This window comes from Streptomyces sp. NBC_00846 (genome assembly GCF_045207325.1).
GTDB lineage: Bacteria > Actinomycetota > Actinomycetes > Streptomycetales > Streptomycetaceae > Streptomyces.
The window spans coordinates 3,050,150-3,076,271 of sequence record NZ_CP108846.1; the positions used below are offsets into that span (position 1 = coordinate 3,050,150).

A 26,122-nucleotide genomic window follows, 5' to 3' on the forward strand; every position below is an offset into this window, starting at 1 on the left:
TGGTGAGACGACCGACACCCGGACACACCGGCACCCGGACACGAGGATGGGCCCATGACGGACACCCCGGCACGACTGCTGAACCTGCTGTCGCTCCTCCAGACGCCTCGCGAGTGGCCGGGCAGCGAGCTCGCCGAGCGGCTCGACGTCAGCCCGCGCACCATCCGTCGCGACATCGACCGGCTCCGCGAACTCGGCTATCCGGTCGAGGCCTCGCGCGGTTCGGTCGGCGGCTACCGCCTCGTCGCCGGCACCGCCATGCCGCCGCTGCTCCTCGACGACGAGGAGGCGGTGGCCATCGCGGTCGGCCTGCGGGCGGGTGCCGGGCATGCCATCGAGGGGGTCGACGAGGCGTCCGTGCGGGCTCTGGCGAAGCTGGAGCAGGTGCTGCCGTCGCGGTTGCGGTACCGGGTCTCGACCCTGCAGAACGCGACGATGCCGCTGACCCGTGGCGACGGCTCGACGATCGATCCGCACACGCTGACGGTGTTGGCGTCGGCGGTCACCGGCCGGGAGCGGCTGCGGTTCGCCTACCGCGCGGGCGACGGCGCGGAGACGAAGCGGGAGGCCGAGCCGTACCGGCTGGTGAGCACGGGGTGGCGCTGGTATCTCGTCGCATACGACCTGGGACGCGAGGACTGGCGTACGTTCCGGGTGGACCGGGTCAGCGAGCCGTTCGCGACCGGGACCCGGTTCACACCGCGCGAGCTGCCCACGGGGGACGCGGCGGAGTTCCTCGCCGGCTCGATCGCCCGGCGGCAGCCGGAGCTGGCGGTGGATGTCGACTTCGCGGCCCCGGTGGACTTCGTGTCGGCGCGGCTGCCCGCCTCGTTCGGCCCGCTGGAGCGGACCGGCGAGAACAGCTGCCGGCTGCGGGCGGTGCTGTCGGACTCGCTCGAGTGGTTGGCGCTCCGACTCGCGCTGGTGGACTGCGAGTTCACCGCCCACGAGCCGCCGCAGCTGGTGGAGTACCTGGGCGATCTGGGCGCCCGCCTGACGCGCGCGACGGCGCGCTGACTCATTGCCCGCCGGACAGCGTCCAGGGGAGACGGCCGGACGACCGCCGGGCAACGGCCGACGGCCGAGCGTCAAAAAATACGTGCGAGCACCACAATGCGCGCGAGAGCCAAAAGACGTGCGAGAGCAAAAAAAGAATGAGCCCCGGCGCCAGGGGGGGGTGGGCGCCGGGACTCAGCTCAGGGGGTCACACGAAGCGACCTAATTGGGAGGATACTGGACCGAGGCTCAGGCCGCAGCGTCAAAACCCGTGTCGTGGGCCATTCGCTTCAGTTCGAGCAGCGCGTGCTTCTCGATCTGCCGGATCCGCTCACGGGTCAGGCCGTGCTGCTTGCCCACCTCCGTGAGGGTCCGCTCGCGGCCGTCCTCGATGCCGTACCGCATACGGATGATCGACGCGGTGCGGTTGTCGAGCTTGCCGATCAGGTCCTCCAGTTCCTCGCTGCGCAGCAGCGTCATCACCGACTGCTCGGGTGACACCGCGGAGGTGTCCTCCAGCAGATCGCCGAACTGCGTCTCACCCTCGTCGTCGACGGACATGTTGAGACTGACCGGGTCACGAGCCCAGTCCAGGACGTCGCCCACGCGCCCCGGCGTGGAGTCCAGCTCGGCGGCTATTTCCGCGTGCTCCGGCTCGCGCCCGTGCTCGCGGTTGAATTCGCGCTGCACCCGGCGTATCCGGCCGAGCTCCTCCACCAGGTGGACGGGGAGCCGGATCGTACGGGACTGGTCGGCTATGGAACGGGTGATGGCCTGGCGGATCCACCACGTCGCATACGTGGAGAACTTGAAGCCCTTGGCGTAGTCGAACTTCTCGACCGCGCGCACCAGGCCCGCGTTGCCCTCCTGGATCAGGTCGAGCAGGGGCAGCCCGGCCCGCGGATAGCGGCGGGCGACGGCAACGACGAGTCGGAGGTTGGAACGGATGAATATGTCCTTGGCGCGCTCGCCCTCGGCGACCAGCGCCTCCAGCTCCGCGCGTGATGCTCCGCCGGCTTCGCTCTCCACCGTACCGTCGAGAATCTGCCGCGCGTACACACCCGCCTCGACGGTTTGCGACAGCTCGACCTCCTTCGCGGCGTCCAGCAGCGGCGTACGCGCGATCTCGTCCAGGTACATGCCGACCAGGTCGCGGTCGGCGATCTCTCCGCCCGAGGCGCGAACACTGCTTGCCCGGCTGGTCCCACCGGTGGCGGACGAACGACGGGCGACGGCACGGGTTGCCATGCGTGCTCCCTTGCTGAGTAGGTCGCGACACCCTCTCGGGTGCCCTGCATCCGATGGAAACAACGACTGGAATCCGGACAGAATTCCCATGCCTGGCATTCATTTTCGCGATCATGCAGTACCCTGTGCCGCCACGAGGGGAGATCGCATGCCGAACGCCCGGACAAAAGCGCTGGTCAGGCCGGGCACCGAAGGTGATTTGGCGGCACTCACGGACATCTACAACCATTACGTGCGTGAGACCGCGCTCACATTCGATACGGACCCCTTTACACCTGAACGGCGTCTGCCGTGGCTTCGTTCCCACCCTGAAGACGGCCCGCACCGCCTCCAGGTTGCTCAGGATGTCCGCATTGTCGGCCCCGCCTCGATCCTGGGCTATGCCACCAGCAGCGCATTCCGCCCCAAGCCGGCGTACGCGACCTCGGTCGAGGTGAGCGTGTACTGCGCCCCCTCGGCCACCGGCCGCGGCATCGGCACGCTCCTCTACTCGTCGCTGTTCGAGGCGCTGGCCGGTCAGGACCTGCATCGCGCGTACGCGGGCATCACCCAGCCCAACGACGCCTCGGTCCGGCTGCACGAGCGCTTCGGCTTCCGTCACGTCGGCACGTACGCGGAGGTGGGCCGGAAGTTCGGCACGTACTGGGACGTGGCCTGGTACGAGAAGCGGCTGGGACCGCGACCCTAGAGCCCGGCCCCGGCCCCGGCCCGCCCCCAACACGGACAGGGCCCGCCGTCCGTTGCGGGCCGCGGGCGCCACGGGCCGCCCGGCTCCGCTCGCCGGCCTCAGCCGAACTGCGCCGACCGAACTGCACCAACCCTCAGCCGAACTGCACCGACCGCTTCGCGAGTCCCATCCAGAACCCGTCGATGACACTGCGACCCCGGTCCAGTTCGTTCTCCGACGCGCCGAGCGTCACGAAGAGCGGTGCGAAGTGCTCGGTACGCGGGTGGGCCAGCCGACCTGCCGGGGACTTGTGCTCGAAGTCCAGCAGGGCGTCGACGTCCTGCGCCTGGAGCGCCCGGTTCCCCCAGTCGTCGAACTCCGCCGACCAGCCGGGGGTGCCACCGCCCGCGTGCCGCAGGGCGGCCAGGTTGTGCGTGAAGAAGCCGCTGCCGACGATCAGGACGCCCTCGTCGCGCAGCGGCGCGAGCTTGCGCCCGATGTCCATCAGCCGTTGCGGGTCCAGGGTCGGCATGGAGATCTGGAGTACGGGGATGTCGGCGTCGGGGAACATCTCGACCAGCGGGACGTACGCCCCGTGGTCGAGCCCGCGGTCCGGGATGTCCTGGACCGGCATGCCGGCACCGCGCAGCAGCTTGCGTACGTTCTCGGCCAGCGCCGGGGCGCCCGGGGCCGCGTACCGCACCTGGTAATAGTGCTCGGGGAATCCCCAGAAGTCGTACACGAGCGGGACCGCCTCCGTGGCACCGAGGGCGAGCGGGGCCTCCTCCCAGTGCGCGGAGACCATCAGGATCGCGCGGGGGCGGGGCAGAGAGGCGGACCAGGTGGCCAGTTCGCCGGGCCAGAGCGGGTCGTCGGCCAGCGGCGGTGCGCCGTGGGAGAGGTAGAGGGCGGGCATGCGCTCCGCGGTGACAGTCATGACACTCCCCATCCGCTGCTGATCGAGGTAAGTCTTTTACAGGTGTCTTCGAGAAGGAAGGATTCTTGGATTCTTTAATCTTCAAGCTCCTACCTCCGGAGACCTTAGCTCCATCTAGTTAAACCTTCAAGAAAAGGTCGTACAGTGGAGTACATGACCCCGGCATCCCCCGGCGAGCCGCGCTGGCTCTCCGACGAAGAGCAGTGCGTCTGGCGTGCGTACCTCCACGCCACGACGCTCATGGAGGACCATCTCGACCGTCAGCTGCAGCGCGATGCCGGCATGCCGCACATCTATTACGGACTGCTCGTCCAGCTCTCCCAGGCGCCCCGCCGCCAGAAGCGGATGACCGAGCTGGCCAAGGACGCCAAGATCACCCGGTCCCGGCTCTCGCACGCCGTCGCGCGGCTGGAGAAGAGCGGCTGGGTGCGCCGCGAGGACTGCCCGTCCGACAAGCGCGGCCAGAACGCGGTCCTCACCGACGAGGGCTACGAGATGCTGCGCCGGTCCGCGCCGGGCCATGTCAGCGCCGTGCGCCAGGCGATGTTCGACCGGCTGACTCCCGAGCAGATGCGCTCGCTGGGCGAGATCATGCAGGTCGTCGCCACCGGACTGCAGCCGGAGGGCACGGACGCGGATCTCCCCTGGCTGCGCTGAGCCGCCCGCCGAAGCGGCTCTGCCCCGGTCCCGTCGAACGGAACCGGGGCAGAGCCGCGTTCATACCACGTGAGTCTTCAGGGCCACGTCAGTGGGCGACGACCGGGACCTTGAACTCGTCCTCGACACCGTCGGCGTCGCCCGAACCGGCGCCCCCGCCCACCGCGGCCGCCGAGGGACGACCGGCGTTGATGAAGGTCAGCGCGATCGCGGAGGCCACCACCAGGATGCCGACGGCCCACCAGATGGCGCCGGTGAAGCCGTGCACCATCGCCTGGAGCTTCAGCAGCTCCGGGTCGGTGGCACCGAGCGCGGCGTGCGAGGTGGCGTACGCCGTCGCGGCCGAGGCGGCCACGGTGTTCAGCAGCGCCGTACCGATCGCGCCGCCCACCTGCTGCGAGGTGTTGACCATCGCGGACGCGACGCCCGAGTCCCTCGGCTCGACACCGTGCGTAGCCAGCGACATGGCCGGCATGAACGCCGTACCCATACCCAGGCCCAGCAGGAGCTGCGCGGGCAGGATGAGCAGGGTGTAGGAGGAACCGATCTCCAGCTGCGTGAGCAGCAGCATGCCGACGGCGGCGGTCAGGAAGCCGGGGCCCATCAGCTTGCGCGCCGGAACCCGGGTCATCAGCCGGGCGCCGATCTGCGTCGAGCCGGTGATCATGCCCGCGATCATCGGGAGGAAGGCGAAGCCCGTCCTGATCGGCGAGTAGCCCCTCACGACCTGCAGGTAGTACGTCAGGAAGAGGAACAGCCCGAACATCGCGATGATGGCCAGACCCAGCGAGAGGTAGACGCCACCGCGGTTACGGTCCAGCAGGACGCGCAGCGGCATCAGCGGCGACGAGACCCGGGACTCGGTCACGACGAACGCCAGGAGCAGCACGCCGGACGCGACGAACATGCCGATGGTCAGCGCGTCCGACCAGCCCGCGGACTCGGCGCGGGTGAATCCGTACACCAGGGAGACCAGCCCGAGCGCGGACAGGACGACACCGGGGATGTCGAGCGACGAGCGGTTGCGGCTGCCGGCCGGCTCACGGATCACGAAGTACGCGCCGAGGGCCGCGACGATCGCGAACGGGATGTTGACGAAGAACGTCCAGCGCCAGTTCAGCGCCTGGGTCAGGAATCCGCCGAGGATCAGGCCGACGGCGCCACCGCCACCGGCGATCGCGCCGTAGATTCCGAACGCCTTGGCGCGCTCCTTGGCATCGGTGAACATCACGGCGAGCAGGGACAGCGCCGCCGGGGCGAGCAGCGCGCCGAAGACGCCCTGGAGCGCACGGGAGCCGAAGAGCATGCCCTGGTTCTGCGCGGCACCCCCGAGCGCGGAGGCCAGCGCGAAGCCGATCAGGCCGACGACGAAGGTCCGCTTGCGGCCCCAGAGATCGGCGATCCGGCCTCCGAAGAGCAGCAGCCCGCCGAAGGCGAGGGCGTAGGCCGTGATGACCCACTGCTTGTTGGCATCGGAGATACCCAGTGCCGTCTGGGCGTGCGGCAGCGCGATGTTCACGATCGTGGCGTCGAGTACGACCATCAGCTGCGCGAGGGCGATGAAGGCCAGCGCTTTCCAGCGGCTGGGGTCCGGGAGTCGGATGTCGGCTGTTTTTGGCATGGCGGTATCCACCTAATGGCGCGCGGGAGCGCGGAGTCATGAACCGAGAGGTCGGCGAACGGGCAGTCGGTCAGGGACGGTCGAAGACAGCGACCGTCGGTGAAAGGCGGGCGGTGAAAGGCGGGCGGTGAAAGGGAAGACGGTGGGCGGGAGGACGGCGAAAGGGCTGGTCGTGAAAGGGCTGGCCGCAAGGCCGTGGCCCGTGAGGACGCGGCCCGTGGGAGCAGGAGGTGTGTGAGGACGAGGCGTGAAAGCCCGGGTCATGAAAGGCATGGCGTGGTCGAGGTGCACCGGCCGCCCGGTGGCGGGCCCGGTGCGGGCGTCATGACCGGCGCCGCAGATCCTCCAAGGTCGCCGCCGTTCCGGGCAGCCGGGACCGGGCCGGGGTCTCCAGTCCGTCCAGGAACAGTTGTAGATGGCGGTGGGTGAACCGGTCGATGTCCGGGCAGCCGATGCCGGGCAGCGGCCGGGTGAGCTGGGAGAGGGCGACCAGTACGTCACCGACGGCAATGTCGGTACGCAGGCGCCCCGCGGACATGGCGCGCGACACGAGCCCTTCGACGGCCTCTTCGAGACGTCGGCGCTCGGCGAGCAATTCGGGATGGTCCTTGTCGAAGCCGCCGGACAGCATCGGGCACAGCGCCCCGATCCGTTCGTCGGCCGCCGCGTGCACGAAGCGGCTGAGTGCGGCGAAGGGATCGGCCTCCTCGGCCGTCGCCTCCTCCGCGCGTTCGGTGGTACGGGAGGTGACCGCGAGCACGACTTCGTGCGTCAGCGCGGCCCGGTCGGGGAAGTTCCGGTACAGCGTGGCGTTGCCGACGCCGGCGCGGCGGGCCACCTCGTCGAGCGGCACGTCCGGCCCGAACTCGACGAACATCTCGCGCGCGGCCGTCACGATCCGCTCCCGGTTGCGCAGCGCGTCCGCCCGCGGACGGGTCGTCCGGTGCTGCGCCGCTCCGGTGGCGGTGCGGGTGACGGTATCCACGACGGCTCTCCCTGCCTTCCGACTCTTGCTGCTCATGTTGCTCTTCTGGAGCTTCTGGTCCTTCTGGAGCTTCTGGTCCTTCTGGTCCTTCTGGTCCTTCTGGAGCTTCTGGTCCTTCTGGTCCTTCTGGTCCTTCTGGTCCTTCTGGAGCCTCCGGGCCCGCTGACCCGTCCGGCTCTCGTCGCCACGCCCTTCGTCGCCGCGACGCTCTTCGTTCTTCATGGCGACCCCCTTCCGTAACCGGGGACCACCTCCCCGGTTCGCGGGGACAGACGTTCAAACGGGGAAACGGTCCCCGGATATTTCCCCAGCACAATGTGACCTGACCCACACCTCCAGATCGGAAATACCAACCGATCGGCGCACTCAACGAGCGGTGCCGCACCACCCATCACAGGCTGATCCGCAGAGCGCAGTCCGGGCCGGCCGACTGCCGCGGACCCCGAGGCGCCTCTATGCAGAATCCCCGCCACCGGATACGCAAGCACCGCCACCCGATCGCGCTCGGTACGGCAACCGCCCTGATCATCGCCACTTTGGCCTCGGCCAGCAGCAATCTTCCGATATCCAGCCGGGCCTCGGACGGCCCCGTGGCCACCGCCCGGGCCGCGGGGATAGCCCCGTGCCGCATACCGGCGACCATGGGCGTACAGATGTCGGAGGGCATACCGACACCGGAGGGCTACACCCGCTCCACGGGCCGGATCCACGCCCTCATCCTGATGATCGACTTCCCGGACGCACCGGGCCCCGATCCGGCGATGGACCGGTTCGACGAATTCTTCCCGCAGACCATCAACTGGTTCCGGACCGCCTCGTACGGGCGACTCACCTACGTCCCCGACGCCCCCGTGAAGTCCTGGCTGCGGATGCCACTGCCGTTCTCGGAGTACGGGATCGAGCGCGGATCACCCTACGAGCCGGGCTACCGCCACCTCGTCCAGGACATCGTCGCGGCCGCCGATCCGAAGGTCGACTTCAGCACGTACGACCTGGTCAACATCCTGGTCACCCCGAACGCCGGACCCTCCGCCCTGGACACCGTCCTGTCCGTGACCTTCTCCGGCAATCAGGACGCACCCCCCGCGGACGGCGCGCCCCTCGGTAACACGTCCTTCATCTACAGCCACCAGGACGACGGCTCGGGGTCGTTCAAACAGAACGGATTCCGCGTCCTGCCGCACGAGAACGGGCACATCTTCGGCCTTCCCGACCTCTATACCGTGGAGGGCGGCGGCGCGGTCGGACACTGGGACATCATGTCCGAGGACTGGGGGGCCGACAACGACCTGCTCGGCTGGCACAAATGGAAGCTCGGCTGGCTGGACAACAAGCAGATCAGCTGCGCCGCCAGGCCCGGCACCAGCGACCACGTCCTCGAACCGCTGGCCACCCGCCGGGGCGGGACGAAGCTGGCGTTCGTCCCGCTGAGCGACGTGTCCGGCTACGCGGTGGAGGTACGGACGCAGGCGGGCAACGACCAGGCGGTCTGCCGGCCCGGCGTGCTCATCTACAAGGTGACCACGAACGTCGACACCGGTCAGGGGCCGGTGTCCGTCATGGACAGCACCAAGGACAGCATCGGCTGCACCCGGCTGCCCAATGTGCACGGCGAGCTCTCCGACGCCGCCTTCCGGCCCGGCCAGACCTTCACCGACCGGACCCACGGGATACGCATATCCGTGGTCGACAAAGAGGGCAACGGGAACTACCGCGTCCGGGTCACTCGCCCCTGACCACACCCCCGGCCGCCCGCCGCACCTCCGCCTCGGCAGGCCCGCGCAGCTCCCGCTTGAGGATCTTCCCGGTCGGATTCCGGGGCAGCGGCTCCTCGCGTACGAGCACGTGGGCCGGGACCTTGAACGCGGCCAGGCTCCGCCCGACGTGCGCCCGCAGCTCCTCGGCCGTGGCGGTCGCACCGGCCCGCAGCCGGACGACGGACACGACCTCCTCGCCCAGGACCGGGTGCGCCACCCCCAGCACCGCGGCGTCCTCCACGTCCGGATGGTCGTGCAGGACCGCCTCGACCTCCACGCAGTACACGTTCTCGCCGCCGCGGATCACCATGTCCTTGATCCGGTCGACCACCTCGACCCGTCCCTCCCGCACCACCGCGAGATCACCGGTCCGCAACCACCCGTCGGTGAACGCCCGAGCGGTCGCCGCCTCGTCCCGCCAGTAGCCGCGGACCAGGGACTGGCCGCGCAGCCACAGCTCACCGACCTCACCCTCGGGCAGCGCCTCGCCCGCGGGACCGGCGATGCGTACCTCGGTGACGGGCGTCGGCCGGCCGACGCTGCCCGGGTGGAGCCGGTACTCGGCGCCGAAGTTCGCGAGGACACCCCCGCTGGTCTCGGTCAGGCCGTAGCCGTTGCGCGGCTCGATCCGGTCGCCGTGGCGGGCGGTCAGCCGCGCGACCAGATCGGGCGGGGCGGCGGCCCCGCCGGTGTTCAGCATCTGGAGGCTCTCCAGGCCGTCGCCCGTCCGCTCGGCCGCGGCAAGCAGTTGGAGCGCGGTCGTCGGGACGCCCGCGTAGTGCGTGACGCCGTGCTCACGGATCAGCCGCAGCGCCTCCTCGGCGTCCCACTTCCGCATCAGGACGAGGGTGCCGCCCGCCGCCATCGCCGCGTAGAAGCCGGTGAACGCGGCGACATGGAAGAACGGGAACGTCAGCAGCGTCACGGGGGCGGGCCCCTGCCCCGGGATGATCCCGCGCCCGAGCGCGGAGGCGGCCGCGTGGTAGCGCGGGTTGAGTACGGCCCCCACCTGGGCGAGATGGGTGGCGACGGCGCCCTTGGGCCGGCCGGTGGTGCCGGAGGTGTAGATGATCGTCGCGTCGTCCTCGGGCCGGATCTCGACCTCGGGTGGCGCGGCGAGCGGATCGGGCCCGGGCAGGTCCTCGTACTGCTCGACGCCGTCCGGAACCGCGCCCTCCGCGTGGCAGACGACGACGCGCGCGCCGTTCTTCGCCGCCCAGCCGGCGACCCGCGGCAGCCGCTCACCGTCCACCAGGAGCACCCGCGGCCCGGAGTCGTCGAGCGCGTACGTGAACTCGTCCTCCGTCCACCAGGCATTGAGCGGTACGGCGACCAGACCGGCCAACTGCGCAGCCCAGAAGGCAATCTGCCACTCCGGGTGGTTGCGCATCGCGATGACGGCCCGGTCGCCCCGGCGGAGCCCGTACGTCCCGGTCATCCGGCACGCCAGCGCGGACGCGGCGGCGAAGAATTCGGCGTACGAGTAGCGGCGCTCCTGCGCGATCAGGAACGGCCGGTCCCCGAAGGCCCAGGTGGTCTCCACGAACTCTCGGAGCGTCCTGGGTCCGTCCGCGTACACGAGCGAGCCCGCGTGCGCCCCGTCCTCCACGCGCACCACGGCGAACGGGGCTCCCGGGTTGGTCAGCGCGGCTTCGATATGCGGCACGAACGACCTCTCTAAGCGCTTGCTCAGTACTTCGCGACGGTATGCCCGCGCTCATTGCCCGTCAAGGGAGCCGTCCGGCCCGGTCCCGACCGCAGATCGCCGCCTGCCGGCGTTCACCCGGACCGTGCAACGGGATGACGGACAGCGGACGCCGAACCCGCGACAAAAATGCAAAAGGGCAGCCCGATCCGCCGGTCCGCCTGACGCGGTCTACGGTCGCCGCACCTCGAACTGGAAGCAGCCGTACTCCAGCGCCCGCACATGTACCAGTGCCACCTCCGGCTCGGCGAACGCCTCCCCGAAGACCCGGTCGAACCCGGCCTCGGCGTTGTCGGGGATCTCGAAGAAACGGCCCCCCATGATGTGTCCGTCGGCGTTGTAGCGGCGAATGGTGCGCAGCGCCCCGGGACGGGCGAAGGGATAGCCCCGGACTCCCCGCGCGGCTCCGCATTCATCGGCGTGGATGAATACCGGCCCCGCCTCGTCGTAAGCCCCCGGCTCGGCACCGGTCGCCATCGCCCAGCGGCGCAGCGGCGCGTAGGAGACGAGTGCGACTCGTTCGCCGGGCTCGATGGCCCGCAGGCAGCACCGCAGCGGACTGCCTACGCAGTCGAGGGGGACACCGTCCTCGCGTGCGGTGTACGGCCGCAGTGGCTGTCCGGCGTCGTCGACGTGGCGGAGTTCTTCGAGTGCGGCGGGCGGGATGGGGAGGGGCGTGTACGTGGTCGTGGATGTCATGGTTCCAGCGTCGGCGGGTCCCCGGTGGCCCGCTGGCGGAATTCGGACGCGATGGTCCACCCGGACACCTGCGACGGATCCGGCAGCGTGCGCGGTACGCGGCGGGAGCGATCAGGGGGCGGGGCAGCCGTGCCGCTCGCCCGAAGCGGTGGCGTACGACTCCAGAATCCGCTTCAGCGCCGCGGGGTCACTCGCTCCATCCGTTCCGACGGCGCCGTCCGCCGCCTTGCCCTTGGCGCGCTCAAGCTTGAAGTAGGCGGTCCCGATGGCGCCCCCGCATTCGACGGTGCGGGTGTAGGCGCCCTTCACCGTGCCCGGATACTTGTTGTCGAGATACATCTCCTCCTGCGCCGACGGCCCGTAGTAGCCGGTCATGCTGAACAGGCCCAACTTGCCCCGGCCCATCGCGCATTGTTCCGTCAGCGCACGCCCCGCGGGCTTCTCTGTGACGTCGGTAACGCGCAGCCGGGCAGCCTCACGCCCGGCAACCACGCCGCCGCACGTGCCCGTCGCCCGACCGACGGGCCGCGTCGTCCACTCCGCGCGGTCGACAGTTCCCGGACGTTCACCGAGCACGCCCTCGCACTCGGCGCGACCGGCCGCTCGACGCGCCGTCTCCGTCGCGACCCGTGCCACTTGGAGCAGCTGCCGGGCGGAGAGGTCCTCCGACTTCCTGCTCGTCTCGGCCGTGACGAGCAGACCGGCGCCCGCCATCGCCTTGCAGTCGACCAGCACAGCGGCTCCCGGCGAATACCCGCTCACGAAGGACCCGGTCCAACCGTGGCCGATCGGCGTCGCCGACGCATCCGCGGCAGACCCGCTCGACCGGTAGGACCCTCGCGGCCATACCCGGAGCTTGAGGACCGGTCCGCTGTCATCACCCTCGGCCCAGACCGAGCACCACTGGGCGTCGTGCCCGCCCCAGTCGGCGGTGCGGCCGCGCGCCTTCAGCCTGGCGCCGTCGAAGAACTGCCGCGCCTCCTCCACCGCGAGGGAACCCTGGCACCGGTCTGCGAGGTCTTCGCCGTCACCGCCCTTGGACCAGGCGCTCCAGGCCAGCCCGCCGGCAACCAGCACGAGGAGCAGCCCCCCGACGCACAGGGACAGTCTCAGCCGCGTCATTCGTTCCCCCCGGAAGCGGTTGCATCAGTCATACGCCCACAGCGGTCGTGCAAGCCGTGCACCCACCACGGTGCGCCGCCCGCCGACGCGTTCCACAGGGGCGACTCCGCTTCAGTTGATCTCCCCCGCACCCTGCCGTCCCTCCATAGCCTACGAGTTCGAACATCCGGGGCGACCAGGGCCCGGGATCGACAAGCAAGCACCGGCGTGACCGGGCCGGCCCGTACGTACAAGGACGCCGCGAAGGGCAAACCAGGGGGCACAGCCACCGCTTCCGACCGAGAGGGACGACCACTCGACCACCGCGAGACGCCGAACCAGGAAAGAACGGACGGCCAGAACTCCTGGTCCGCGGCAGAGCGTTCACGCGCCAGAAGGACCACGGCCCCGGGACCAGCCGGCCCGAACCGGCCCACCCCGGAAGCAGCAGGTCAGAGGAGTGCAGCCCGCGTCTCGCGTGGCTAACCCGATAGGGAAGCCCTTCACCGACACGGATCCGCTAGGCTGTCCCTGGTCGGTCGTTGGTACGTCCCACTCTCTGCCCGAGCAAGATCGCAGAGGTAGCGCACCGCATCCGACCAGCGGGCTTGTGAACATTGCCGTAGATCCACTTCTTGTGTTTTCGGCAAGGTTTCCTCCAAGCCCCCGCCTTCGTAGCTCAGGGGATAGAGCACCGCTCTCCTAAAGCGGGTGTCGCAGGTTCGAATCCTGCCGGGGGCACAGCACAAAGGGCCAGTTCGGAGGCTTGATCTCTCGAACTGGCCCTTTCGCTGATCCAGTCCGTGCCACATGTGCCACTGCGTCGCGGCATCTCCTTGCCCCTCGCGGAGTATCGCCGCCTGCCGATCGGCGATTGCACGGTCCCGATCGGCGGTCCTGTGCTGAAGCGCAGCGAGCACGGTGCACGCCCCCTCTCCCGTAACCCCTCGCGTCTTACCGAGCCCGACACCTGAATCGCGCCACAATACGTCACCATCCACCGCGGAACGTAACCGCTGCCCGGCATGAGCGCGGAAGCGCACGCCATGTCGATCGATCTGCAGGTGCTAACAATCGGGAGTCTCCGGCGGTCTCGCCACATAGGTTCCCACCTGCATAGAAGCACTTTCATAAAGCCCCCATCGCGCGACCTTGACCAGGCCGATCGGGGCGGGCGCGACCAGCCCGTCCGGCAACGTGCCCAGCACTGGGGCTGTGAAGCGGATTCGGTCATTCTGCCCGGAGCCCGTTGCTGTGACCTCGACCGGCCCTCATCCTGGAACGTTCGTCAGCGGCCAAGAAGGAGAATGGTGAACGTTTCGCGACGCCACGCGAGTGATCCTGACGTCATCGGGCAGACAGCAGGGCTGGTCAACTTCCTGCGCGACGTGGTCCATAGCAGCCACCAGCGACAGCGTGACGACCGCGGTCGTGAGCGCCTCTGGCTGGCCCGGCTGCCGGAACCCATCCGCAGGCCGGCGTCGCGCGATGACGGCGTGCTGCTGACACTCGGCCACGTGCCGCAGAGTGCGCCGCCCGGCCTGCCCGCCTCCCTCGACGGCTGGGTCGAACCGACACGCTGTCTGGATCCCGATGGAGGTGATCCGCCTCTTGCCGAGGAGGGTCCGGGGCGGGAGCTGGTGCGCGTCGCGGACGAGAGGGAGCGGCTGGAGGAGGAAGGTACCCTGCGCCGCGAAGAGGCCGGTGAGGTGCTGCGGGCCTACGGCACCTGGCTGGACCGCTGGCGCAGGTGGGCAGAGCGGGAGCGCGCGGAACGGCCGCTCCGGGAGCTCTACGATCGGGTCTACGCATGGCACCAGAAGCTGGCCCAAGAGGACGACCAGACGGAACTCATCCTGGGCATAGGGCTATTGACCTGGACTGGTCCGAACGAGGACACAGTGCACCGCCATCTGTTCACCCATCGGGTGGAAACGTCAGTGGACCGGCGCACGGCAATGCTGACGGTGCGGCTGTCGTCGGAGAGCGCCCTGCGCCTCGAAGACCAGGACTTCCTGGACAGTGACGACGGATGGGTACGCGAGCGCGGGGCCGCTCTCTCGGAAGAGATCACCACTCGCGGGATGGACCCGCTGGGGCCCGAGGCGCTGGAGCAACTGGCGCAGTGGCAGGAGCGGGCGACCACGCGTCCCATGGGCTTCAGTGCCGCGTGGGAGCCACCCCGCGCACCTGAGCCTGGAGCGCGCCTCACATACGCGCCCGCGCTGGTCATGCGCCCCCGCAATCTCAACTCTCTGCTGCGGTTCTACGGCCAGATCGCGGAGGCCGTGGCCTCGGAGGGCCGCGCACCGCTCGGCTTGGCCCAAATGGCCATGACGATCGAGACCAACGACCGATCTGCCTGGGACGGAACCCAGAGGGCACCGCTCTTCGGTGAAGATCCTCTCTTCCCGGGCAAAACGAATGCACAGCAACGCAGCGTGCTAGGGCGCCTGGAGCACGACACCGGCGTGGTGGTCCAGGGGCCGCCCGGCACGGGCAAGACCCACACGATCGCCAACCTCGTCTCCGCGCTGCTCGCACAGGGCCAGCGGGTACTCGTCACCAGCGCCCGCGACCAGGCACTGACCGTGCTGCGGGACAAACTTCCGCCCGCAGTTAGGGACTTGTGTGTCCTGCTGCTCAGCTCCACTCGCCACGATGGCGCGGGCGAGCTGGAACGCACCATCAACGCGCTCACCGACCAGGTGGCCGCCAGTGACCGCGACGAACTACGCGCCGAGATCCGCCAACTCGCCGGCGAGCGAGACGAGGTACGGGGACGCATCGAGACGCTCACAGAGCAGGTGATCTCGCTCCGAGAGGCCGAGTACCGGCATCGGAGCGTGGCTCCGGGATACGCGGGAACGCTCGCCGAGATCGTGGAGCGGGTCCGCGCCGGTGCCGAGGACTTCGGGTGGGTCAGCCCTCTCCCGGACACCGCCGTGGACACTCCGCCGCTGGCCTCCGAGCAAGCCCAGGAACTCCTCCTCTTGCTGCGTGACGGCGCGGGTGAGCCGCGCGCGGGCGGCGCGCTTCCCGTCCCTGACGAGCTCCCTTCGCCCCAGCGCGTCGCGGACGTCTTCGCGGCGGGCCGCCTCAGCGACGAGGGTCTTTCTCCGGAAGCCGTCGAGTTCCGGAACCTGCTCGCCCCTCTCGACGCATCCGTGACCGCCGAGCTGGCCTCGCTGCTCGATGCCTGCGAGACGGCCCTTCATCACCTCGGGGTGCCTGCCGACGCCACGCGTTGGGATCTGGATTCCTGGATCACCCGGGCGCTGACGGACCGGCTCCGCCGGTCCGACCTCGGACTGTGGCAGCGCGTGGCAGCCGTCACCGAAGACATCCAGGCGGTTGCGCGGGACGTGGACACGCTGGGCCTTCGCCTGGTCACCATGCCCAAGGACCTGGATGCCCAGAAGGCCGGCCATCTGGCGACCGTCGGCTCCGCGCTCCGAGCCCACCTGGCCACGGGCAAGACCCTGCGATCCCGGTTTCCGAGCAAGGTACAGAAGAACGCCAGAGAGTTGCTGGACTCCTGCACTGTCGACGGCCGTGCGCCGCAGACGACCGATGACCTGGACGCAGTACTGGCGTACCTCCGGGCCCACTCCGCGCTCGTGGGCGCGGCCACACGCTGGCAACAGGCGAAAGCCGCGATCCCCCCAGGGGACGTGGAGGTACAACTGGCCGAACTGACCGCACGCGCCGAGCGCCTTGAGCACGTGCAGGCATTCGGCTCGGCTCGGGACCGCGTCGACGAGCTTCTCGTACGTCACGGCGTACGCCTGACGGTCGCCTCCCGCCGGGCGTGGCAAGACTTCAATGCCGGAGTCGCCGCTCTCCATGGCCGACGCGCCGCCGACGAGGCGGTCGCGCAGCTGGCGGCGTGGGACGAACTCCTGCGCACCCCTGTCAATGGCGCGCAGCCATCCTCAGAGTCCATGTCTCTCGTACAGGCCCTCCGCAATCAGGACGTGGACGCTTATACCGAGGCCCTGGAGGCACTGGCCGCCGCGCACCGGCGGGAGCACCACACACGCCGGTGCGCCGAACTGCTGGGCGTCCTACGCGCCGCTCACCCTCTGCTGGCAGGCCGCCTCGTGGACAGCGCCGGCAACCCCGACTGGGAGGAACGGCTGGGCTCCCTGGAGCAGGCTTGGGCGTGGGCGAAAGCTTCTCAGTTCCTGGACAGGCAGCGCACGCCCGGACTGGAGCGCAAGCTCGAAGGCGATCTCAGCGAGAACGAAACCCGGCTGGAACATGTGACTGGTGAACTTGCCGCGGCCTGGGGTCGGTTGCACTGCCTGGAGCGGATGACGCAGGACCAGCGGTCGGCGCTCCAGGCGTACCGGACGCACGTGGCGTCCCTCGGCAAGGGCAAGGGGCGGAACTCGGGGCTCTTCAAAGCCGCGGCGCGCGATGCCATGTCCGTGGCCCAAAACGCGGTCCCCGCATGGGTCATGCCCATCCCACAGGTCGCCGAGATGGTGCAGGCGAAGCGGGACGCCTTCGACGTCGTCATCGTGGACGAGGCCAGCCAGGCGGGCATGGACGCGCTGTTCCTCTTGTGGCTGGCTCCCCGCGTGATCGTCGTCGGTGACGACAAACAGTGCGCGCCCTCCGTCACGCGCAACGGCCGTCACCAGGCCATCCAGGACAAGCTGGCGGCCCATCTGCCGGACGTGCCCACCCGGCTGCGCCAGCTCTACACGCCACACACCAACCTCTACCAGTTGCTGTCCACCTTCTTTCCGCAGGTGATCCGCCTCGAAGAGCACTTCCGCTGTGTGCCCGAGATCATCAACTGGTCCTCCAGCACTTTCTACGACAACAAGCTTTTGCCCCTGCGCCAGTACGGCGCCGAACGGCTGGACCCGTTGCGTACCCATTTCGTCGAAGGCGCCGTGGTCGCGGGCCGCGACAGCCGTGTCCACAACCCCAAGGAGGCCGAGGCGATCGTCGACTGCCTGGCCAGCCTGGCCAAGGACCCCGCCTACCAGGACAAGACCATGGGCGTGATCGTGCTCCAGGGCTTCGGGCAGATCAAGCTCCTGGAGAACCTCATCGAACAGCGGCTGCCGGCCACCGTGCGCGAACAGCACCAGATACGCGTCGGCAACGCGGCCTCGTTCCAGGGCGACGAGCGCCACGTCATCCTGCTGTCCATGGTCGTGACGAACCCACCGCGCGCAGCGGGCGGGAACAAGAGCGAGCAACAGGCGTACAACGTCGCCGCCAGCCGGGCCCAGGACCAGATGCGGCTCTTCTACTCGGTCCCACCGGATCGCCTCAAGCCACACGACCTGCGGCTCAACCTCCTGACATACATGGAGAACCCGCCCGCCGCGCTGGAGGCCGCCGACGACATCGGACCGGTGCTGCCGGACGTCCGGAGGGCTCCCTTCGACTCGCTCTTCGAACAGCAGGTGTACCTGGAGATCAAGCAACAGGGCTACCACGTAGTCCCGCAGTTCCCGGCCGGCAGCAAGCGCATCGACCTGGTGGTGGTAGGGGCCCGCGGTCGGCTCGCCGTCGAGTGCGACGGTGACGCCTTCCACCGCGCCACGCGGGAGCAGATCGAGAGCGACCAACGGCGGGACCGTGAACTGAAGCGCGTGGGGTGGAAGTTCTGGCGGCTACGGGAGAGCGACTTCCGCTTCGATCCCGTCGAGGCCCTCGACGGCCTGTGGGAAGAACTCGACCGGCAGGGGATCCGTCCCGCGAACTACACGCGGTCCTCGGCGGCCACCCAGTCGGTCAACTCCAACGCTGGCTGGAAGCCACTCGACCTCTCCTCGGACGACGCACTCACCGATGACGAGGGCATCGGGGACGAGCAGACCGACGACCGTTACGACGACCAGACCGACGACGACACCATGGAGGACGACGCCGCATGACGCAGGAAACCGTTCTGGGCCCGCTCGACGGCAACACCTTGAAGGAGCTGGCCCGCGTCATCTGCGGCGACGACCACCTCTTCTACCGCAGGGGCTTCGAGATCGCCCAGTTCCTGGAGAACGCCGGGTGGCGCAACGTGCCCGAGTACGACGGCGAGTACCGGGGCGAGTGGGCACTTCAGCTACTCACGGAACGTCGCGAGAGCCCTACCGAGCTGGAAAAGGTGCTCCTCAGACTCGCGGACGCGCGCGAGTACCTCGAAGAACCCGGCGTCCTCCCGACCGTCGTTAACGCGGTCAACACCTTCCTGGTCCACGAAGGCTTCCGCCTGGAGAACCCCGGCGGCAGACCCAGGGTTGTCGTCTGCGACCCAACCATGGCGCACCCGGGCCAGCAGGCATCGGTCGAGCTCAAGGCCACCATGGCCGAGATCATCCGAGAACCGCGGATGGCCGCGCTGCTCCAGCGCCGGCTGGACGAGGCCCGCACCTGCTATGCCAACGGAGCCCACGTCGCGGCCATCATCATGCTGGGCAGCCTCCTCGAAGGCGTCCTGCTCACGGTGATCGAGGAACGCGACGCCTCACTGCTGGGCAACAAGGACCCCAATTTCATCGGTCTCAAGGTCCTCATCGACATCTGCCACAAGGCGGGCTGGGTCGACGTCGACATGGAGCGCTTCAGTCAGGCCCTTCGCGAGTACCGCAATTTCGTCCACCCACGGCGTGAGTTCCGCGAGGCGCACACGCCCGACCGCGACACGCTCACCGTGTCCTGGTATGTCGTGAACGGTGCTCTCAACGACCTCGCGGCCAGCCAGCCCGAAGCCAGCGCGTAGAGCGGGCACGAACGAAAGCCACTGCGTGGCTACCGGGCCACGCAGTCAGACCAGGGACAACGGATCACGAGGGGGAGCAGGTTGAAGCTCACGGCAGAGGTGCTGAGAGACCTTGCGGAGCCGTCGAACGTCGCAGTCCACTCGAACTCGGGGCTGGCCGGGGATGTGCGCGCCGCGGCGGCAGACGACGACAAGCAGAGAAAGGGGAAGGAGGTCGACCCGCTTCGACGAAAGCCGGAGCTACAGCCCATACCGGCGAAGGATCTCAACCGGCTCGTGCAAATCACGCCCTGGGAGGTGCTGCACACCTTGGGACGGTCTATTACCTTGGCCCGGCGCGGCGCGGGACGCGGCCTCGCCGAGCACTGGGGCTGCCTCAAGTACAACCAGGCTCTGACCGGGAACTCGGACTCCTTCATGGCCCTCTCGGTCGAGGGCCGGGAGACCGCGGACTATTACAAGGCGCTTCAGTCGGGAGAACTCGGCACCGGTTTCGCGCTGGCGCTCGCCACACGACTCCTGAGCATGCGCTACCCGGATCACTTCGTCTCGATCGTGCCGGCCGACACGGCCCTGCGTGCAGGATGGGCCCTGACCAGCAGGGACTCCGGCCCGAGGTCGGGCTACCGGTACCGCCCGCAGTTCTTCGCCGAGGTATGGAGACCCGGCGAGCCCTCTCGCGTCTTGCCGATCGTATGCAAGGGCAACCACAGTGGGCTCTCCACCTCGCATACTCAGCTCGCATCGGCTTCCGCCCACGTTGAGGCGGTGCAGATCGGGGCATGGGATGAGACACCGTGTCTCGTGTTCAGCACTGAGCTCCCCCTCGACGGACCACTGACGGTCCACACACTGGAGGCGGGAGGAAAGGGCGGTTGGCTGGACGCTCCGGGCCGCGTTCTTGATCACGCGTTGGAGGACGAGAACGTCTATCCCGGCATCCGGCCGCCCACGCAAGGCGACAGGCCCATGGAGCCCGAACCCGGCTATCACGTGAGCCCGGATCTCTACGCATGGTTCCAACATGCCCTCGCCCGCACATCCGCAGCCGGTCTCACCGCCTTCGCTGGGGACGGAAGGGCGACCGCCCCGTACCTGACGAAGCGGCAAGGGCAGCGGCACTTCACAGGCTTGACGCACGCGGCCACGGACAGCGTCCAGGACGCACGCCACCGGTTCCTCGGCATCGACTTCGTTGGCACGGACCACGTCTTCCGGCTCAACCGGAAGCGGGTCGAGGCATTCTCCGGAGTCGCGGAGGATCTCTTCCGCCACCTTGAGGAGGGGCAGGTGGAGCAGTACCGTCACGAAATCTACACGCGCCGGTCCACCTGGCCACGCGAGACGTGGGACCCACGCTGGAACGGTCCTGTCTCCGTGCACCCTGACGGTTCCGTGCTGGCCATGCGCCTACTGCGCGATTAGTCGACGCTGCATATATGCACAGGCGGCGCTCGGCCCTTTCATGAGCGGAGCTCATGAGTCTGGTCCGATGAGCGGAACAGGCTCACGAGCACCGACACGGGGCCTGCATCTGGGGTGCAGCGCCTCACACACAGGGCTATTCCTCTGGCCGAGGTGAGGTTCCCTATCCACCACAGCCAAGGGCCGGCACACTCCAGACGGTTCGCCACTGAGCAATGGCACCGCCCGGCAGGGGGCAACGTCCCGTCGACAGGCGCCGCTTCTCCTTGGTATGCACAGGCTAGGGCGGAGCGGAGGCCATCTGCGGCAAGGGCATGGGCGCACGGCTGGTTGCCGACTAGAGTCGCCTCATCACTGCTGGTTATGGGGCCAGGGCTTGGTGCACGCACGCCGAGTCTCTGGTGGGGAGGGCCTGTAGAGCATGAACCGTCGCTCCAATGGGTTGGTCGGTGTCTGGGCTGAAGCGCAGCGCCAACAGCAACGTCAACGTGAGGCGCAAGCCAGATACCAGCGGGATCAGGAGAGGCAACAACGCGCCTACCAGCGAGAGCTGGCGCGCAGCCACCGTGAACAGAGAGCGGCGTATCGGGAGCAGCGCGAGGCGGAGGCCCGGCGGCGCACGGAGGAACTCGACGCACGGGTTGAGTCGTTGCAGGGTCTGTTGGCGGCAGGGTGCCGAGCTCCGGCGTTCAGGGCCGACGCACTGACTCGGGCGGAGCAGATCGAGGCGTTCTTCCCTGGACAGCTCGCGCACCCCATCCGCATGCCGGACCCGAACCAGTACCAGCCGCAGGGTGGTTGGACCGCAATACGACGAGCTCAGGCACAAGCGGAGGCCCAGTCCAGGTTCGAGCGCGACTGGCAGGCCGCACAGGCTGCAGAAGCACAGCGTCAGCACCAGTTGGCTACCTACCAGTTGCAGTACCAGCAGTGGGCCGAAACCCAGTTGGGCGAGATCCGTCGACACAACGCCGGTATCGCAGAGATGACGACGGGGCTTCGCAACGGAGATCCCGAGGCCGCGGTGGAGTATTTCTCCGCCGCCCTCTACGCCTCGACCGGTTGGCCGGAAGACCTGCCCCGCCAGGTATCCGCAGCGTACGACCCCGGTGCGCGCCAGTTGGTACTGAACTGGGAGCTGCCCAAGTACGACGTCGTCCCGGAGGCGAAGTCGGTGCGCTACATGATCAACGCCGATCAGGAGAAGGAGTCGCCCCGACCGGTCACGCAGCGCCGCGCCCTGTACCGGGACGTACTCGCGCAGTGTCTCCTGTTGGTTCTGCGTGATCTTTTCGCAGCCGATGAGTTCGGTGCGCTGGAATCGGTCGCGTTGAACGGTTTCGTGGACGATCACGACCCGACGACCGGCCGACGCGCACCCATGTTCCTCGGCACTGTCATGGCCCCGCGTTCGACTTTCGCAGAGCTGCATCTGGAACAGGTGAACGCTGTCAACTGCCTGGTGGACGGACTCCGGGGGCAACTGTCGTCGCGCCCCGATCAGTACGCGTCCGTACGGCCCGGCCGGGTTCCCGAAGACGTCGGTAACGGTGTCGTCACCCATGGAGGCGACGAAGTTCCGGATCTGTACGAGATGGATCCCATCGCCTTCGAAGCGCTGGTCGCCGATCTGTTCCGGGCCATGGGCATGCAGGCCGTGACCACACAACGCTCGAACGACGGGGGCGTGGACGTCGAAGCGCTGGACCCGACCCCGATTCGCGGCGGCAAGATCGTCGTCCAGGTCAAGCGCTACCGCAACACCGTGCCCCCGACAGCCGTCCGCGACTTGTACGGCACCGTCCAGGGCGCCGGCGCCAACAAAGGTGTCCTGGTCACGACGTCCGGATTCGGCCCCGGCTCACACACCTTCGCCAACGGCAAGCCCTTGGAACTGGTGGCAGGCTCCGAGCTGGTCGACCTGCTGCACCGCCACGGGCTGCGCGGGCGACTGGGCAACGGCGAACGCTCGGTGCCCGCCCAGCGGACAGCGTCGGACAGCGAGACCAGCACGGACGACCACAACGTGCTGGGCATGTACTGGTCGGGCAACGTCGCCTTGGACGTGTGCGCGCTCGTCTGCCACGGCAACCGCGTCCTGGACGACGACCACTTCGTCTTCTTCAACAACCCCCGGACACCCGACGGCGCGGTCCGCGCGCTCATCCCCGTCGCGCCGGACAGAGCCGCCATCCAAGTCTCCTTCGATGCGTTACCGACGCGCGCTGACCGTCTCGTCATCATCGCCGCGGTCGACCCTGTCGCCAACCCCGCGGCCGATCTGTCCGGCTTCACCGACGCCGGTATTCGGCTGCTGGACACCGAGAGAACTCCACTCGACCAGTTGGAAGTCTCCGACGGCCGCACCGGCGAAACCGCCCTCGTACTGGGGTCCTTCCGTCGCCGCGCGAACGACGACTGGGAGTTCGTCACCGGAGGTAAGGGATACCGAGGCGGCTTGGAGGAACTGGTCCAGGAGTACGGCATCGATGTGGATTAGCGCCACTGCCGACATGAGACCTCAAGCAGGGTGCCGCTGATCCTTCGTGTCTGTCACGAAGACCCGCTGCCGACCACCTGCCGAGTAGCCCCGATTCAGAACGGATTCAGCACACATCAGGACGGGAAACCACGCGAACACGTGTGAACTCGGGAGAGGAATCCTTCCAGGCGAGGCACCCTACGCCCGACATTTATGCAGGTCACGACCTCGCCCCCGGAAAACTCCTAAAGCGGGTGTCGCAGGTTCGAATCCTGCCGGGGGCACCAGCGCAAAGGCCCCGGACCGATCATGGTCCGGGGCCTTTGACATCAGTTTTTGACATCAACGAGGGCGGTCACTCACGGCCGGGGCGCCTCTTGAGTAGCCGTTCCATGTGGCTGATGGCCTCGCGCTGCGTGTCGTGGACGACGTGCGACCACACGCCAGTCGAGGATGTCGCGGTCTACGCTCGCCGGCAGTGCGGTCACGGGTCCTCCGAAGTCGCTGTACAGCAGCGGAGTACAGCAACGGCGCAGACCGCAGTCAACCGAGTAGGACCCCCTTGCCAACCTGCTGGACAGCCCGTCGCCCCTCAGCGACCGGCGCGCCCATAGTTCGCATCGAGGGGGCGTCGACCCGTCGGAATGACTCAGTCACTTAGACTCCGCCGACCACCGCTGAGCAGTGCGGCCAAGGGGAGACTCATGAGTGATCAAGGCCTGATGCGGGACCCGCTCACGGCAGCGGACCGCCTACTGATCTTCCTGAAGATCATCGTGGCGGTGATCGTCTTGCCAGTTGCGCTCATGTGGGCTGCGGCCCTGTTGTTCTACGTACTGGTCGGCACGGCATAGCTCGCGTTGAGGTGAACTATCGAAGATGGGGGATTCAGACGCCCCAACCTGCCTTGAGTGCAGCCAAGCCATGCAGTTCGGCGGATTCGTCCTCTGTGTGCGGGAGGACGACGGTGAGCGGACGTGCCGTGCGCTGTGGAAGTGCACCAGTCGCCATGTGTGGTGGAAATGGGCCGACCGACCGGATGAACCGTTGGAGGTCTGCCCAATGCCGGAGCTGTTCCGCCGACGTCCAGCGTTGACATCAACGACTATGGACAGCCGCAGCGTTCAGCGATCGCGAATGGCCCGAGTGTGCACGGGTGGAGCCCGACAGGCAGCGGGTGGATCGAACCCCTAAAGCGGGTGTCGCAGGTTCGAATCCTGCCGGGGGCACCAAGCGTTACTGCTCTGACCTGGGGTTTCTCCCCCAGGGAGGGGCTTTACTCGGCCTCGGACTTCTCATCCGGGGCCGTTTGCGTGAGCGGAAGGACGTCCTCGTCGAGGGTGTCGGCACGGTGTCGAGGTCACGGTGACCCTGGTCGAGGGCGGCTCCGCCCGGGTCCGGTCAGTGTGCCGTGCATCGTGCGCCGCTCGACGGCTGGGCGATCCGCGCAGGCGACCGACATCCTGGTGCGCCCCTGCTCCTCAGTTGCGTCCAGGCGGTCCTTCGCGAGGCAGGGCCGCGTATCGGGGCCAGAGACGCGGCCGACCCGAGTTCGGCCGGCAGTACGTAGGCCGTGTGGGCCGGCGTTGCGGCACCGTAGCGCAAGTCGTGGAGCCGGACCGGCGGGAGACCGACTCTCCTCGCACAGCTCGACGAACCGCCGTGTGGCGCGTTGGTGGGGTGGAGCATCTCGCCGTTCCCTCGGGGCACTTCTTGCCACTGCTCCGGCTGGTCGAACGCATCGCCCCCGGAGCCGATGCAGGACGGGGCGCCGCTGCAAGTCCGGAGTCTCCGACCGGATCGACGAACTGCGCCGGCGAGCGTGGCGCCGGCCTTTCCCCTGGCGGTGTCGGCTTCGTCGCGTTGCGCGCCGGCACCGGGCGTCACATCTGTTGCAGGCGATGCGCGCTGAGGGCCAGGACGACCAGGGCCGCGTCCTCGGGGCGTCTGGGGTCGCGGCCGGTGAGTTCGGCGAAGCGGTTGAGGCGTTGTTGGATCGTGTTGCGGTGGCAGTACAGGGCGGCGGCCGTGTCGGCCACCGATCCGCTGCCCGACAGATGGACCTGGACGGTTTCCAGCAGGCGTTCCGCCTCCGCCGCAGGAACCGCGGGAACTCCCGTGTACAGGCCGCCGAGCACGTCGGACGCCAGGTCCCGGCCGAGGTCGCCGGCGCGGTGGACCAGGACATCGAGCCAGTTGTCCTCCAGCCGGTGCGGTTCTGTGGCGTCGGGCGGCAGCACGCGGGCCGTGGCGGTCGCGAGCGTCACCGCGCGGGGCACCTCGGTGAGTCCGGTCACCACGCGGGAAACGCCGCACGGCGTCCCGTGCAGCTGTGTCAGCACCGCTTCCCGGGTGAGGCGTGGGCCCAGCTGGACCACCAGGACCATGTCCGAGGCGACCGCCTGCTGTTGCAGAGGGGCGTCGAGGTTGCGGAGGGCGTTCGCGACTCTCCGTAGCGACGCCTCGCCGCCTCCGGGCGCTACCGCGCACACGAACTGCCCGGGCACCTGGAATCCGAGGGCCCGCGCCGCGTCCTGCACCACGGTGGGGTTGCGGCCGTCGGTGTCCAGGAGCCTGCTGAACCACAGACGCCGCTCGTCCTCCGTCCGCCGCCCCATCTCCAGGACGGTGCGCTGATAGGCGGTCATGATGCCGGTGACGTGGCGCTCGACCGCCTCCCACACGTAGTAGGCGGAGGTGACCAGCTGCGCCCTGCCCTCCTCGCCCGCGCGCCGCACCAGGGCGGCCCAGACGACCCGGAAGTCCACGCGGGCGGCCTGCAGCAGCGCATCCAGCGGAACGCCCTGCCGGGCACGCTGTTCGCCGACCCGCTCGGAGACGCCGGCGATGTGTTCCGGCACCGGCAACTGCGCGACGGTGCGCAGCAAGAGCTCGAACGCCTGCCAGGCGCTGTCGCGGAACTCGTGCCGGGAGACCAGGTCCGAGTAGGAGGCGCGGACCGGCCCCACGTACTCGGCCCACTCGTCGACCAGGCTGTCGATCTCCTCCAGGCACTCGCGGGCCAGAGCGACGACATGTGGGTCCGGCGAGGGCAGGGCGGCCGGGTGCGGAGTCGGGGTGTGCATGTGCTCCATCGTGC

General features: G+C 68.7%; 17 protein-coding genes, 1 tRNA gene and 1 pseudogene. 10 read left to right on the forward strand and 9 right to left on the reverse strand.

What is annotated here, in order from left to right:
- Positions 1-54: 54 nt before the first annotated feature.
- Entirely contained in the window at positions 55-1,017 is a 963-nt protein-coding gene (locus OG936_RS14050) for a helix-turn-helix transcriptional regulator (RefSeq protein WP_383761853.1), read from the forward strand.
- A gap of 228 nt (positions 1,018-1,245) precedes the next feature.
- Here the strand turns inward: OG936_RS14050 and OG936_RS14055 are convergent, their stop codons facing one another.
- On the reverse strand, positions 1,246-2,244 hold the full coding sequence (locus OG936_RS14055) for an RNA polymerase sigma factor RpoD/SigA (protein WP_383761850.1): 999 nt from the start codon (positions 2,242-2,244) through the stop codon (positions 1,246-1,248).
- A gap of 148 nt (positions 2,245-2,392) precedes the next feature.
- On the opposite strand from OG936_RS14055, the gene OG936_RS14060 reads away from it, so the two are divergent.
- Positions 2,393-2,932, forward strand: coding sequence for a GNAT family N-acetyltransferase (locus OG936_RS14060; protein ID WP_266746740.1), 540 nt, complete (start codon positions 2,393-2,395; stop codon positions 2,930-2,932).
- A 133-nt stretch (positions 2,933-3,065) separates the two neighbouring features.
- Here the strand turns inward: OG936_RS14060 and OG936_RS14065 are convergent, their stop codons facing one another.
- On the reverse strand, positions 3,066-3,848 hold the full coding sequence (locus OG936_RS14065; protein WP_406494976.1) for a dioxygenase: 783 nt from the start codon (positions 3,846-3,848) through the stop codon (positions 3,066-3,068).
- Positions 3,849-3,992: 144 nt separating this feature from the next.
- Here OG936_RS14065 and OG936_RS14070 point away from each other — a divergent pair, with 144 nt between their 5' ends.
- On the forward strand, positions 3,993-4,505 hold the full coding sequence (locus OG936_RS14070) for a MarR family winged helix-turn-helix transcriptional regulator (RefSeq protein ID WP_266746742.1): 513 nt from the start codon (positions 3,993-3,995) through the stop codon (positions 4,503-4,505).
- Positions 4,506-4,593: 88 nt separating this feature from the next.
- Here the strand turns inward: OG936_RS14070 and OG936_RS14075 are convergent, their stop codons facing one another.
- Both OG936_RS14075 and OG936_RS14080 read right to left on the reverse strand, forming a co-directional pair.
- Positions 4,594-6,126 (reverse strand): MFS transporter, encoded by a 1,533-nt coding sequence (locus tag OG936_RS14075; protein WP_406494978.1) that lies wholly within the window; start codon positions 6,124-6,126, stop codon positions 4,594-4,596.
- Between the two features lie 322 nt (positions 6,127-6,448).
- Entirely contained in the window at positions 6,449-7,147 is a 699-nt protein-coding gene (locus OG936_RS14080; RefSeq protein WP_406500437.1) for a TetR/AcrR family transcriptional regulator, read from the reverse strand.
- Positions 7,148-7,566: 419 nt separating this feature from the next.
- Between OG936_RS14080 and OG936_RS14085 the strand changes: the two genes are divergently transcribed.
- Positions 7,567-8,847, forward strand: a complete 1,281-nt coding sequence (locus OG936_RS14085; RefSeq protein WP_406494979.1) for a M6 family metalloprotease domain-containing protein — start codon at positions 7,567-7,569, stop codon at positions 8,845-8,847.
- On the opposite strand, the gene OG936_RS14090 is transcribed toward OG936_RS14085, so the two are convergent.
- The 3 genes from OG936_RS14090 to OG936_RS14100 all read right to left on the reverse strand — a co-directional run bounded on the left by OG936_RS14090 (position 8,834) and on the right by OG936_RS14100 (position 12,394).
- Positions 8,834-10,534, reverse strand: coding sequence for a class I adenylate-forming enzyme family protein (locus tag OG936_RS14090; RefSeq protein WP_406494981.1), 1,701 nt, complete (start codon positions 10,532-10,534; stop codon positions 8,834-8,836). The genes OG936_RS14085 and OG936_RS14090 overlap by 14 nt on opposite strands.
- 210 nt (positions 10,535-10,744) lie before the next feature.
- Positions 10,745-11,272 carry a DUF1203 domain-containing protein gene (locus OG936_RS14095; protein WP_406494982.1) on the reverse strand — a complete coding sequence of 176 codons (528 nt, stop codon included), beginning with the start codon at positions 11,270-11,272 and terminating at the stop codon, positions 10,745-10,747.
- A gap of 111 nt (positions 11,273-11,383) precedes the next feature.
- Entirely contained in the window at positions 11,384-12,394 is a 1,011-nt protein-coding gene (locus OG936_RS14100) for a hypothetical protein (RefSeq protein ID WP_406494984.1), read from the reverse strand.
- 647 nt (positions 12,395-13,041) lie between these two features.
- On the opposite strand from OG936_RS14100, the gene OG936_RS14105 reads away from it, so the two are divergent.
- From OG936_RS14105 to OG936_RS14125, 5 genes are all read left to right on the forward strand, one after another.
- Positions 13,042-13,114, forward strand: a tRNA-Arg gene (locus OG936_RS14105).
- A gap of 566 nt (positions 13,115-13,680) precedes the next feature.
- Entirely contained in the window at positions 13,681-18,276 is a 4,596-nt protein-coding gene (locus OG936_RS14110) for an AAA domain-containing protein (RefSeq protein ID WP_406494985.1), read from the forward strand.
- Positions 18,273-19,115, forward strand: coding sequence for a hypothetical protein (locus tag OG936_RS14115; RefSeq protein ID WP_406494987.1), 843 nt, complete (start codon positions 18,273-18,275; stop codon positions 19,113-19,115). Before OG936_RS14110 ends, OG936_RS14115 begins: the two co-directional genes overlap by 4 nt.
- Before the next feature lie 81 nt (positions 19,116-19,196).
- Entirely contained in the window at positions 19,197-20,540 is a 1,344-nt protein-coding gene (locus OG936_RS14120) for a hypothetical protein (RefSeq protein WP_406494988.1), read from the forward strand.
- A 421-nt stretch (positions 20,541-20,961) separates the two neighbouring features.
- Positions 20,962-23,040, forward strand: a complete 2,079-nt coding sequence (locus tag OG936_RS14125) for a restriction endonuclease (RefSeq protein WP_406494990.1) — start codon at positions 20,962-20,964, stop codon at positions 23,038-23,040.
- A 337-nt stretch (positions 23,041-23,377) separates the two neighbouring features.
- Here the strand turns inward: OG936_RS14125 and OG936_RS14130 are convergent.
- Positions 23,378-23,464, reverse strand: a pseudogene (locus OG936_RS14130) (integrase); the annotation flags it as partial.
- A 262-nt stretch (positions 23,465-23,726) separates the two neighbouring features.
- Here OG936_RS14130 and OG936_RS14135 point away from each other — a divergent pair.
- A complete protein-coding gene (locus OG936_RS14135) occupies positions 23,727-23,876 on the forward strand; it encodes a hypothetical protein (protein ID WP_406494991.1) in 150 nt (49 codons plus the stop codon).
- Positions 23,877-24,905: 1,029 nt separating this feature from the next.
- Here the strand turns inward: OG936_RS14135 and OG936_RS14140 are convergent.
- Positions 24,906-26,108, reverse strand: a complete 1,203-nt coding sequence (locus OG936_RS14140; protein ID WP_406494993.1) for a PucR family transcriptional regulator — start codon at positions 26,106-26,108, stop codon at positions 24,906-24,908.
- Positions 26,109-26,122: the final 14 nt, after the last annotated feature.

Excerpts from the sequence above, each read along its gene's own strand:
- OG936_RS14125 (WP_406494990.1), top strand. The coding sequence starts at position 20,962 with ATGAACCGTCGCTCCAATGGGTTGGTCGGTGTCTGGGCTGAAGCGCAG.
- OG936_RS14060 (WP_266746740.1), top strand. The coding sequence starts at position 2,393 with ATGCCGAACGCCCGGACAAAAGCGCTGGTCAGGCCGGGCACCGAAGGT.
- OG936_RS14110 (WP_406494985.1), top strand. The coding sequence starts at position 13,681 with ATGGTGAACGTTTCGCGACGCCACGCGAGTGATCCTGACGTCATCGGG.
- OG936_RS14115 (WP_406494987.1), top strand. The coding sequence starts at position 18,273 with ATGACGCAGGAAACCGTTCTGGGCCCGCTCGACGGCAACACCTTGAAG.
- OG936_RS14075 (WP_406494978.1), bottom strand. The coding sequence starts at position 6,126 with ATGCCAAAAACAGCCGACATCCGACTCCCGGACCCCAGCCGCTGGAAA.
- OG936_RS14055 (WP_383761850.1), bottom strand. The coding sequence starts at position 2,244 with ATGGCAACCCGTGCCGTCGCCCGTCGTTCGTCCGCCACCGGTGGGACC.
- OG936_RS14140 (WP_406494993.1), bottom strand. The coding sequence starts at position 26,108 with ATGCACACCCCGACTCCGCACCCGGCCGCCCTGCCCTCGCCGGACCCA.
- OG936_RS14135 (WP_406494991.1), top strand. The coding sequence starts at position 23,727 with ATGAGTGATCAAGGCCTGATGCGGGACCCGCTCACGGCAGCGGACCGC.
- OG936_RS14080 (WP_406500437.1), bottom strand. The coding sequence starts at position 7,147 with ATGAGCAGCAAGAGTCGGAAGGCAGGGAGAGCCGTCGTGGATACCGTC.
- OG936_RS14065 (WP_406494976.1), bottom strand. The coding sequence starts at position 3,848 with ATGACTGTCACCGCGGAGCGCATGCCCGCCCTCTACCTCTCCCACGGC.
- OG936_RS14100 (WP_406494984.1), bottom strand. The coding sequence starts at position 12,394 with ATGACGCGGCTGAGACTGTCCCTGTGCGTCGGGGGGCTGCTCCTCGTG.
- OG936_RS14050 (WP_383761853.1), top strand. The coding sequence starts at position 55 with ATGACGGACACCCCGGCACGACTGCTGAACCTGCTGTCGCTCCTCCAG.
- OG936_RS14095 (WP_406494982.1), bottom strand. The coding sequence starts at position 11,272 with ATGACATCCACGACCACGTACACGCCCCTCCCCATCCCGCCCGCCGCA.
- OG936_RS14085 (WP_406494979.1), top strand. The coding sequence starts at position 7,567 with ATGCAGAATCCCCGCCACCGGATACGCAAGCACCGCCACCCGATCGCG.